The sequence below is a fragment of the Williamsia muralis genome (assembly GCF_051487485.1).
Lineage (GTDB): Bacteria > Actinomycetota > Actinomycetes > Mycobacteriales > Mycobacteriaceae > Williamsia > Williamsia muralis_B.
The window spans coordinates 690,351-701,223 of the sequence record NZ_JAHVCV010000002.1 but is presented as its reverse complement, the minus strand read 5'-3'; the positions used below and the strand labels follow the sequence as shown (position 1 = coordinate 701,223).

Sequence of the window (10,873 nt, the reverse complement as noted above, 5' to 3'; positions counted from 1 at the left end):
GTGACGTGGACATCTTCCTGTGGGGCGTCGTCCCGTATCTGACCTTAGCCCTTCTCATCGGCGGCACCATCTGGCGCTACCGGTACGACAAGTTCGGATGGACCACCCGGTCATCGGAGCTGTACGAATCGCGACTGCTGCGCATCGGTTCACCGCTGTTCCACTTCGGGATCCTGGTGGTGATCATCGGCCATGCCATCGGTCTGGTGATACCCGAATCATTCACCGAGGCAGTCGGAATCTCCGAGGACCTGTACCACCTCAACTCCGCGTTCTTCGGATTGATCGCCGGCGTCTGCACGGTGGCCGGTCTGATTATTCTCATCTATCGGCGCCGGCGCGTCGGGCCGGTGTTCATGGCCACAACACGCAACGACAAGGTGATGTACCTGGTGCTCACCGCCGCGCTTCTCGTGGGCTGCTACGTCACCTTTCTCGGTGTCGTGCCCGGCCAGGAAGGTGTGAACTACCGGGAGACGGTGTCGCCCTGGTTTCGTTCGATCTTCTACCTCAACCCGGACATCGCTGCGATGAACAACGCGCCGTTGCGCTTTCACATCCACGTGCTGGTGGGCATGCTGCTGTTCGCGATGGTGCCGTTCACTCGGCTGGTGCACATGTTCACCGCGCCGGTGCATTACCTGTTCCGTCCATACATCGTCTATCGCAGCCGCGACAGGCAGTCGTCTCCTGGCAATCAGCAATACCGACGCGGATGGGCGCCGGTCGGAGTGAAGGACCGTGAACGATGACCACTTCGGTAGAACAGTCCGCGCCCATCGATCGGCGCGCTCAGTCGCTCAATCTTGTCCTCGCCACCACCGCGTTCACCATCAGCTTCTGGGCGTGGAACCTGATCGGCCCGTTGGGGGTTCGATATACCGCCGACATGGACCTGTCGTCGACAGCCAAGTCGGTGCTGGTGGCCATCCCGATCCTGGTGGGCTCGCTGGGCAGGATCCTCACCGGGGCACTGACCGACCGGCTCGGCGGACGAATCATGTTCCCGGTGTTGCTCCTTGCCTCGGTGCCGTTTGTCATCCTGGTGGCCATCGGCGGGCACTTCGACAACTACACGATCCTCGTGATCGCGGGCTTTTTCCTCGGTATCGCCGGCACCTCGTTCGCGGTTGGCATCCCATTCGTGAATGCCTGGTACGACAAGTCGCGGCGAGGTTTCGCCACCGGCATCTTTGGCGCGGGAATGGGCGGCACAGCACTGTCGGCGTTCTTCACACCGCGCTTTGTCCAGTGGTTCGGATACGTCACCACCCACGTCATCATCGCTGTCACACTCGTGGTTGTCGCGGCGATCTGCTGGATGCTGATGCGGGACTCACCCCGGTGGGCCGCGAATCACGACGCGGTGGTGCCCAAGCTGATCGGTGCTGCAAAGCTGCCGATCACATGGCAGATGGGATTCCTCTACGCCGCGGCTTTCGGTGGGTTCGTCGCCTTCTCGACGTACCTTCCGACCTACCTGAACGACGTGTACGGCTTCGACCTGGAGGCCGCCGGAACCCGCACCGCAGGCTTCGCGATCGCGGCGGTGGTCGCACGGCCGCTCGGTGGCATCTTGTCGGATCGCTTCGGAGCGCGACTCATCACCGTGATCTCGTGTGCCGGGGCGTCCGTCCTGGCGATCTGGATGATTACCAAACCGCCCTTGGAGATCCCCGCCGGCCTCGACTTCGTGCTCATGGCTTTGTGTATGGGGCTCGGTTCAGGGTCTGTCTTCAGCTGGGTGGCCAAGGAGGCGCCGCAGGAGCGAGTCGGTTCCGTGACCGGAATCGTCGGTGCGGCAGGCGGACTCGGGGGCTTTTTCCCACCGCTGCTCATGGGAGCCACCTACAACGCCGAAGACCACAGCTACACGGTTGGGCTGACGCTCCTGGTCATCGTGTCCGCGCTCGCTGCGGTGTACACGGCGTTCGGTATCCGGCACCGGAAGTCGGAGAACGCCGCCGTCTGAGCGGCCCCGTTGTCGTATGCCGGCGTTACTGTCTCCCCACGTGTTGCCCATGGGGATGGGTGACGTCAATTAAGGGGGAACAGTATGTCGTCAGGGGTGGATGTTCGGATCGATGCGTTGGTGAACGCGTGCGAGCGCGATCTGGGAGACGAGGCTTTGTGGATCAAGCCGAGGGCGTATCCAGAGTCGTTGGCGCTGTGCATCATCGACTCGATCTACTCGACCGGCGCTCAGTACGGTCAGGTGGCCAACATCGTCGAGCGGTACCGCAAGTATCGATCGGGCCAGGGTGGGGATGCGGACCTCGACGGGCCCGCGGAGTTGCTTGCGACGTTCGACGAGCTGGGTAGCGCGCAGGCGTGGGCGGAACAGATCGGCAACCGTAGGCCGACGTCGACGACGCCGGGTGCGCCGTTGAAGGCCGAAGCCGTTCGGGACGGTGCGAGCCGCCTTGTCGGACTGGGGATCCGGTCGGTCGAAGAGCTGCGGCTGACGGCAGAGTCCGACGCCATCGATGTGGTCAACAAGTCGTGGCGCGAGGTGCCCGGCCAGCGGTCGGGCGTGACGTGGGCGTACGTGCTGATGCTCGCGGGGATACCGGGTACAAAAGCGAATCGACTGGTGGTCGAGTACGTGGCCGATGTGCTCGAGCTTCCGGTAGGTGAGGTCGACGCGCGATCGGTCAGCGGGTGGATTCGCGAGGTGGCGAAGACGAAGGGATGGAAGAGTATTCATACCGAACATGCGATCTGGCGGCTGCAGACCAGGCGTCCGGTGAGTGAGTCGGTGGTCGAAGTGGCCGACGTGGCCGGGTAGGAGGGTGCTGCAGAAGTCGGAGGGAGTGCGGCGTTTGCCCTAGTCCCTCCGACTTCGTGTAGTTCCTCCGGTTGTAGTCGGAGGGTGTGGGTGTGTCGGAGGGTGTGGGGCCGGGTGTGCGTGGGGGTGTGGGCGTCGGCCGTGTTTCCTCCGGCTTCGTGTAGTTCCTCCGGTTGCAGTCGGAGCATGTGGCTGGTGTCGGAGGGTGTGGAGCCCGGGTGCGGAGGGGTTGCGGGCGTCGCCCGTGTTTCCTCCGACTTCGTGTGGTTCCTCCGGTTGCAACCGGAGCATGTGAATGAAACCGGAGGGACTGTGCCGATCCGACGCTGACCAAACCGCGGGACCCATCGGCACTACAGCGCCCGATCGCCAGCTTCGACGAGCTGTGAACCTCAAACGGCGGGGACGTGTGTCCACCCCGGGAATGGCGCCAGGGTCGGTAGGTATGTGGGGTCAACTGGATTGGTGGGGTAGGCGAAGCCTTCGCTGCCGACGACTGCCATGGGATAAGCGTCTAAAGTCCAGGCTTCGCAACGAGGTTCGGCCGAAACCGCAACCGAGTATCGTTCGAGCGTCCATCCTTCGAAGATGTCTTGGTTTGGATAGCGTTCGGGGTCGGCCCGCTCGAGACTGGTCGTTGTTGTCGGCGTCGCGTTCGGCGATGCCGCGTTGTTATCCGGTCCGTGAGTCCGCTTGAGTTCTATCCGCCAGAGGTGGCTATAGGCGGGTATGTGTCCGTCTTCGTCGAGTCTGTCGGGGTCTGTGACCTTCTGTAGGTCGGCTGGGTCCCAGATGCCTCGCCAGACAGCAGGGTGTCTTTGGTAAACGCCAAAGGTGATGTCACAGATGCTGGCTGCAATGGTGGTGTCTGTCTCGGCCACGTCATACATCCGGTAGTGCCGGGTCCCGTTGAGAGCAATAGGTTTCTCGTACCGGGGTGTGTCTTCGACGTCGATTCGATTCCTTCCTACGGCAGTCTGAGTCGCTTGGTCGAGAAATCGCCCGTACCCGGGGTAGCTTTCGTGACGGCCGACCATCTCAGCAACGGCCTTCGCTTCTACGGTTGCTCGGGCGACCGCTACTGGCTCGGAGAGCAAGTCGACGCCGGGGTCGGCAGACCACACATTGGTGTAGGGACCCAGTCCAGCCGGGAGTACGTAGTCCGAAGGACTCGACGGCGTCGAGGCTGAGGAAGTCATGTCTTCGGGCACGTCCGTCGGTGTACATCCGAGCACGACTGCAATCGCAGCGAGGGCTAGGGCAAGGCAACGGCCGGCTGTCATTCGTCAATCCATCCTTCGGGTGTCACCTGCCACCGTTGTTCCTGTCGCGTTGTGGCACAGAGGGATCGGTTCGCACGGCGGAGGCCGGGTCTTAGACAGCTGGGACGTGTGTCCATCCCGGGTATGGCGGCAGCGTCGGTAGGTATGCCGGGTCCACTGGATTGGTGGGGTAAGCAACGCCTTTGCTGCCCATGACTGCCATCGGGTAGTAATCCCGCGCCCAATGAAGGCACCGTGGCTCGGCCTTGGTCTCGTATGAAAACTGAAGAAGTTTCCACCCGCGGAACAAATCTTGGTTCGGATAGCGTTGCGGTGTATCGAATGTCGCTTCGCCGTTCGGCGGAGTGGACGATGATGGTGGTGGTGTCCCCGCGATGTTCGGGTCGCGTTCGAGACGGACGCGCCATAGCGTGTTGTAGGCGGGAATATGGCCGTTGTTGTCGAGGTGGTCGGGGTCGGTTACAGGACGCAGGTCAATCGGATCGAACGGTTTACGGCCCGCATCAGACTCCGTCTGGTAGACACCAAAAGACACGGCGCAGATCCGTGCGTCGATAACGTTGTCGTTTTCTACGACGTCGTAGAGGCGGTAGTGCTTCGTTCCGGTGAGAGAGATAGGTCGGGGGTAGCTCGGCGTGTCGCCGACGTGAATGTCAGCCTTCAAATCACGGGTTTGAGTGGCGCTATCCAGAAGGCGGCCATATCCAGGGTAGGTGTCATAGCGACCCACCATGTCGCTGATAGCTTCAGCTTCGACAGCCGCACGAACGACAGCCACGGGTTCGCGCAGAAGATCGACACCAGGGTCGGCGGCCCACACGTTGGTGTAGGGCCCCAGTTCGGCCGGGAGTACGTAGTCAGACGGACTTGTCGGAGTCGGAGTCGGAGTCGGAGTTGAAGGTTGGCCTTCGGGCACGACCGTCGGTGAACAGCCGAGCATGAGCGTAAATGCTACGGAGGCTAAGGCGAGGCCACGACTAGCCTTCATCGAGCAACCTGTTCCTGTACTCCTCATAGGACATGGCTTCGGTCGGATCTCCTTCGTAGCGGGAATATTGAGTGTCGTACGCGCCTACGTCGACACCGGCAGAGTCGACCTGCGGTCTCATCAGTCCGATGAGCTGGTTCTGATTTCCTTGCCCGAATTCGTCTACCAGCTCGTTCAAAGGCTTCAGCTTGCCGTGCTCGAACAAGCGGTCGGCGGTTAGCGGATCGAGGTCACTGGGAGCAGGATTTGTCGACGCATACATCTGGTAGTACTGATGTAGCTGCGCATTCTCAACTGCGTCAGGCACATTCGTAGGAGTTGGCCCCTGATCCGGGGCCTTCACGTCGGCGTCCCACGCCGGAACCCAAGGGGACGCGAGGTCGAGGCCGAACTCAGCTGTGTTCCCGACGACGGGTAAACCACCCGCTACCTTCTTGATGGTCTCCTCGACGTTCGACGAGATTGCCGCGCGGTCATCGTTACTGAGTCCGCTTGTGCCAGAACCGAGATGCTCGTCGTGCCAGTCGTCGAGTTCGGCAGCAGTGAGTCCATCGGTGAGAAGGTTCTGGAGTCCGCCGTTTCGTGCGCCCACCTCGGTCGCATTCGGTACCGCGCTCGCGTCAGGCTCCAGGGTCACCAAATTATGTACGTTGAGCGCTTGCTGTGCCTGGACATCGTGCACCAATCTCGCCGCGGTCTCCGGGTCGGACGCAGCAAGGGCCATCGCTCGTTGGGACTGATCCCGGAGCGCGTCTGCGTCATTGCCGAAATCGAGATCATTGTGAGTACTGGTGTCGAACCCGTACATCTCTGGGCTACCGCCGGACATCACATTCAGGTAGGGACGGATCGATTCCTCGATGGCGGCGGCGACAGCTGGGTTGAGATCACCCACACTTTTCTCCGACGCGCCGATGTTCATGAGGTTGCCGAACTGGTCACCCGTGGCTGACGTGCTGTCGAGCAGACCCCGGAATGCGCGAGCCGACAGCTCGGCTCGATGGGCGTCGGTTTGGTCGGCAGCGTAGTCGTCGACCCAATTCACAAGATTGGCCGCGGTCTTGCCGTTGTCCTGCTCCCGCCATTCATGCGCCAGGAGGTTCTGCACGGTCCGATCCCGGTTGTAGTCGCCGTCGAGGGCGGTGCCGTCGCTGTAATGGCCTGACAGGATTGCCGCGGACGCCTCATGGCTACGCGTTCCGACTGAGAGCAGGTTCTCCATGGTGGTCTCGTAGTTGTTCTGTTGGTCTGACACCTCGGCGCCGGGAAACGACCCCGTGATCAACTCGGAATGCTGCTTCCACGCCATCTCGGTTTCCGATTTGCGGATCAGCTCGGTGCCCAGCCGTTCGCCAGGTGCGATCCCAGACCCAGTGTTGGCGAGCATCTTTGCGATCTTGTAGTCCTGCGCGGCAATGTTCGTCGGTTTTCCGCCGAGGTTCACGATCCACTCGTCGCGGTCGCGATGCGTAGACCAGTCCCGCATCCATTGAGGCAAACTGTCGAACCCACCGTGGACGCTGCCGGCACCAACCTTCTCGTTGGAGAGGATCAGGAGCCCAGACCCCAGTGCCTTCGACCACGTTGTGCCTTCGTCGGTGCCCAGGTTGTCGAACTCCGACTGCAATCCGAGAGTCTGGTCCATGGACAGATTGTTGTAGAACTGATGAAGGAACTCTTGCGCGCCTACCGGAAGGTCCTCCACGCGTTCGCCATTGAGCAATCGCTGAGCCTGTTCAGGAGTCAACCCGGCGGCTTCCAAACTCCTCCCGACGATTTCGAGTTCTTCGGGAGTCCATCCGTCCGCCGACATCATTGCCGCCGTGCGGCCATCCGCGGCACTGAGACCGAGCACGGCGGGGGTGAGTTCAGCCAGCGACTGCAGACTGGCCGTCACCGTGGCGGCGTACTGCTGACATGTTTGTTCGGCCGTATCGGCCTTGCCTTTGAGGAACGCGGACCACTCATGCCTCAGCTGCGCTCTCTTCTCTTCGGATGAGTCGTCGTCCTCGGCGGGGACGTAGCGAACCAGCCATTCCGGGTCGTCGCCGCTGATCAGATGGAAGCCTTTGCCTGACGCATCGGCGATTGCGTTGTCGACTGCGGTCAGTGTTCCGCCGATACCGGTCGCAGCCTCGCTGAGCGTGGTACCGAGAGTTTCGTAACCAGCGGCAACGCGCTTGCCCCAGGTGGCTTCTTCGGTTGACCGGTTTTCCGCCGCCGTTCGCGCCTGACCTTTCCAGTCCGACGTCGGCAAATCGAACTTCCGTTCCGCTTGATCCAGCTTGCCTCGAAGTAGTTCAGCCATCATCGGTAGCGCAGCAAGAACGAGTTGATCGGGCATCCACTTGTCGAGCTGGTTCTTGGTGGGGGTCATCGCGGGCCGTCACCGGTGGGCAGCTGGCCCAACCCTCCGAACTTCAGCGCAGAGAGCTCGTCGACTCCACTCAATCCTTGGCGGGTCGCTCGAACTACTGAGGCCATCGATTCCCATTGGCCCGAGACCACGGTCAACGACCCTCGCAGCGTGTCCGTGGCGGTCGACGTGGCCGCCACCATCGGTGAATCCGGCATGAAAGCTGCAACGACAGCAGTCACATCCGGATGCGCGATCTCCGCGACCTCTGCCGCGATGCCTTCGATATCGCCTGCCAAGACGCCCAATACGGCGTCGTTGATGATGACGTCCATGATTCCCCCGAATCAGATAGTGGCGGTGTCGAACGCGCGTCGAGCGCTCTGACGTTGCCGTCCCCCGGACCCTCCCACCGAGTCCGGACTCGACAGTAATACATGCCTGAGACAGGACATGCGTACGCCACGAGACCACAGCAAAACGCGAGCGGAGCCGGGCAGGCCGCTACTCACCCGGTCAATGCACCGATGCCGCCTGCGGATGCCTCAGACTGGTGGCCATGCCGAACGAACATCTCGAGAAGAAGTCGCCGTCGTTCTTCAGCTGGGAGGTGGCCGGCAGCGGAGACGTGGTGGCTCCCCATGAACGGCTGACCTGGCCCAGGACTGTGGGCATCGGCCTGCAGCACGTGGTGGCGATGTTCGGCGCGACCTTCCTGGTCCCGGTGATCACCGGCTTCCCGCCTGCGACGACCCTCCTCTTCTCCGGAATCGGCACCATCCTGTTCCTGCTGATCACACGCAACCGGCTACCCAGCTACCTGGGTTCCAGCTTCGCGATCATCGCGCCTGTCCTAGCGGCGACTGCATCCAATGGGGAATCGGCAGCGCTAGGCGGGATCGTGGTGGTCGGTGCATTGCTGATCATCATCGGCGTGGTGGTGCAGTACGCCGGCACTGGCTGGATCCAAGCGTTGATGCCCCCAGTGGTGACCGGCACGATTGTCGCTCTGATCGGGCTCAATCTTGCGCCGACAGCCAAGGCGAACTACGAGAAAGACGCCATCACGGCGACCGTGGTGCTTGTTCTGCTGATCGCGTCACTGATCCTGTTCCGGGGGCTCCTCGGACGCCTTGCCATCTTCACCAGTGTGGTGCTCGGCTACCTGTTCGCGCTGGCGAGAGACGAGGTGGACACCAGCAAGATCGGATCGGCGGATTGGGTTGGACTGCCGGACTTCACCACTCCGACTTTCCACCTCTCGGTGCTGCCGATGTTCCTGCCGGTGGTGCTGGTGCTGGTTGTCGAGAACATCGGGCACGTCAAGTCGATCAACACCATGACCGGTCTCAACTACGACAACCGCATCGGCCGGGCACTGGCAGCAGACGGTGTTGCCACGGTGCTCGCCGGCAGCGGCGGCGGTTCGGCGACAACAACTTACGCCGAGAACATCGGCGTGATGGCCGCGACCAAGGTCTATTCGACGGCGGCATATTGGGTCGCCGGCGTTGCGGCGATCATCCTCGGAATGTCACCCAAGGTAGGTGCAGTGATCGCGGCGATCCCGGACGGTGTGCTCGGTGGCGTCACCACCGCGCTCTACGGCCTGGTCGGCATCCTTGGTGTGCATATCTGGGTGACCAACAAGGTCGACTTCTCCAAGCCGGTCAATCAGTTCACCGCAGCCATTGCCCTGGTAATCGGTATTGCCGACTTCTCCTGGGTCATCGGTGACCTCAGCTTCGGCGGTATCGCACTGGGCGCCATGGCAGCCCTGTTGATCTACCACGTGATGCGCGTGGTCGGTGGCTGGCGGGGGACCGTGACGGTGGACCCGTCGACCGAGAAAACCGGGCCGACACCCAGCTGACCCGCCGGCTCGACTCGGTCAACGCACCGACTTCGTCACCTGACTGATGTTGAATTGCCAGCGTTCGACCACCCGGAAGCCCATCCGTGCAGGCACGCGGTAGGCGATGGTCGGGGCCAGGCGCGGGCCGGGGTCGAGCGCCGGACCCGCATCGTGCGCAGGCAGACTCTTGTCCTTCTCCGAGATGGTCCAGATGACGGTGCAGGCACGAATCTGGTCACGGCGTAGATGAGGTGCCGCATTGGTGTCCCAGAGAAGTCCCTCGGGCCGGGCTCGCTGCCACAACCCGACATCGATCAGGCCCCGATATGCCTCTGGCCGCGCGGCGAGCAGCGGGCGGATGGGGCCGGGCTCCCACGAGACGGTGTCGTCGAGAAGTAGGCAATCGCCAGGCGAGGCCTGCGCCCCGATGAGGTCGGCCACCTGGCTGTAATCCATCTTGAACTTGGCGTAGTCACCGCGCTGATCGATCCAGTTGGGCGTCGCGGCGATCGCCATGACGACGAGCACGGCGGCGATGGCCGCCGGCTTCTGCGCGATGGCCACCACACAGGCCCCGATCAGCAGAGCCATCGCAGGCGCAGTGAACGACAGATACCGATCGACGTAGATGGGCTGGGATATCAACGAATACAACAGCAACCCCACGGTGGGGACCACGATCCACACGATCGAGAGGACAACCACCGTGCGCATGCCGCTGGTCGCGATCCGCTCTCGCCGCGCGAAGAACAGCACCACAGCGGTGCCCAACAGGAGAAAAGCGACCACTGCGAAGGCGACCGAGAAATCGAAGTACTGAGTCAGCAGGACATTGCCGAACACACGCTCGTCGAGAGGATCGATCCAACTGAGCTGAGTGGACTTGGCGCGCATGAAGGCGAGGTAGGGGATGAGCAAAACCACGGCTAGAACCGTCGACAGGCCCCAGGCACGGAGCTGACTCCGGTTGTTGCCGAGCATGATCAGGGCGATGAGATGAACCGGCACCAGCAACAACAGGTGGATGTTGACAAGAACCGACAACACCACCAGAACCGCATACAGCAGCCACCAGGACGTGACCCCACGCCGGATGGCTACGAACAAGACGATGGTCAGCCACGTCGACACCACGATGGCCAGGGCGTAAGGACGTGCCTCGATGCCTGCCAACGTGACCCGCGGCAGGATCGCGAAGACGATGCCGGCGGTCACGCCGACGGCGCGGCGCGATAACAGTTTGCCGAGCACCACCACGCCCGCACCGGCGACAGCGATCGCGATGGAACTGGGTAGCCGCGACCACGCCTCCGATTCGGGGAAGACGGCAAACCAGCCGTGCATCAGGACGTAATAGAAGGTATGGGCAGAGTCGGTGGACGAGATGAGATCGATCAGTTCCGAGATCGACCGGGTGGACGCCGAGATGGTGGCGGCTTCGTCGTACCAGAAGGACGGATTGCCGATGCCGACGAAACTGACCACAAACGCAAGCAAGGCAACGGCGACCGCATCCACGTTCGGGCCGACTCGAAACCTCGACCTGCGCGACTCGGCCGGGACCACCGTCTGATCGTTCAGCGCTGTCTCCTCACCGGGCCTG

9 protein-coding genes are annotated in these 10,873 nt (G+C 62.3%); 4 read left to right on the top strand and 5 right to left on the bottom strand.

The window, feature by feature from the left end; genetic code table 11:
- Positions 1–5: 5 nt before the first annotated feature.
- From narI to KXR83_RS06745, 3 genes are all read left to right on the top strand, one after another.
- The gene (narI, locus tag KXR83_RS06755) at positions 6–752 is read left to right on the top strand and encodes a respiratory nitrate reductase subunit gamma (RefSeq protein WP_437424157.1); all 747 of its coding nucleotides are present in this window, start codon (positions 6–8) and stop codon (positions 750–752) included.
- Complete coding sequence (locus tag KXR83_RS06750) at positions 749–1,972, top strand: nitrate/nitrite transporter (protein ID WP_437424156.1); 1,224 nt, start codon at positions 749–751, stop codon at positions 1,970–1,972. Before narI ends, KXR83_RS06750 begins: the two co-directional genes overlap by 4 nt.
- 84 nt (positions 1,973–2,056) lie before the next feature.
- Positions 2,057–2,788, top strand: a complete 732-nt coding sequence (locus KXR83_RS06745; protein WP_437424155.1) for a heme peroxidase — start codon at positions 2,057–2,059, stop codon at positions 2,786–2,788.
- Positions 2,789–3,180: 392 nt separating this feature from the next.
- Here KXR83_RS06745 and KXR83_RS06740 read toward each other — a convergent pair whose 3' ends face one another.
- From KXR83_RS06740 to KXR83_RS06725, 4 genes are all read right to left on the bottom strand, one after another.
- Positions 3,181–3,999, bottom strand: a complete 819-nt coding sequence (locus KXR83_RS06740) for a hypothetical protein (RefSeq protein WP_437424154.1) — start codon at positions 3,997–3,999, stop codon at positions 3,181–3,183.
- A 163-nt stretch (positions 4,000–4,162) separates the two neighbouring features.
- Positions 4,163–4,891, bottom strand: a complete 729-nt coding sequence (locus KXR83_RS06735) for a hypothetical protein (protein ID WP_437424153.1) — start codon at positions 4,889–4,891, stop codon at positions 4,163–4,165.
- Between the two features lie 157 nt (positions 4,892–5,048).
- Complete coding sequence (locus KXR83_RS06730; protein ID WP_437424152.1) at positions 5,049–7,436, bottom strand: hypothetical protein; 2,388 nt, start codon at positions 7,434–7,436, stop codon at positions 5,049–5,051.
- Complete coding sequence (locus tag KXR83_RS06725) at positions 7,433–7,750, bottom strand: hypothetical protein (RefSeq protein ID WP_062795588.1); 318 nt, start codon at positions 7,748–7,750, stop codon at positions 7,433–7,435. Before KXR83_RS06725 ends, KXR83_RS06730 begins: the two co-directional genes overlap by 4 nt.
- Positions 7,751–7,974: 224 nt before the next feature.
- On the opposite strand from KXR83_RS06725, the gene KXR83_RS06720 reads away from it, so the two are divergent.
- A complete protein-coding gene (locus tag KXR83_RS06720) occupies positions 7,975–9,288 on the top strand; it encodes a uracil-xanthine permease family protein (protein ID WP_437424151.1) in 1,314 nt (437 codons plus the stop codon).
- A gap of 18 nt (positions 9,289–9,306) precedes the next feature.
- Here KXR83_RS06720 and KXR83_RS06715 read toward each other — a convergent pair whose 3' ends face one another.
- Positions 9,307–10,836 carry a glycosyltransferase family 39 protein gene (locus KXR83_RS06715; protein ID WP_437424150.1) on the bottom strand — a complete coding sequence of 510 codons (1,530 nt, stop codon included), beginning with the start codon at positions 10,834–10,836 and terminating at the stop codon, positions 9,307–9,309.
- Positions 10,837–10,873: the final 37 nt, after the last annotated feature.

What these genes read in the sequence shown, in the direction of transcription:
- KXR83_RS06725 (WP_062795588.1), bottom strand. Translation starts at nt 7,750, where the DNA reads ATGGACGTCATCATCAACGACGCCGTATTGGGCGTCTTGGCAGGCGAT.
- KXR83_RS06750 (WP_437424156.1), top strand. Translation starts at nt 749, where the DNA reads ATGACCACTTCGGTAGAACAGTCCGCGCCCATCGATCGGCGCGCTCAG.
- KXR83_RS06730 (WP_437424152.1), bottom strand. Translation starts at nt 7,436, where the DNA reads ATGACCCCCACCAAGAACCAGCTCGACAAGTGGATGCCCGATCAACTC.
- KXR83_RS06745 (WP_437424155.1), top strand. Translation starts at nt 2,057, where the DNA reads ATGTCGTCAGGGGTGGATGTTCGGATCGATGCGTTGGTGAACGCGTGC.
- KXR83_RS06720 (WP_437424151.1), top strand. Translation starts at nt 7,975, where the DNA reads ATGCCGAACGAACATCTCGAGAAGAAGTCGCCGTCGTTCTTCAGCTGG.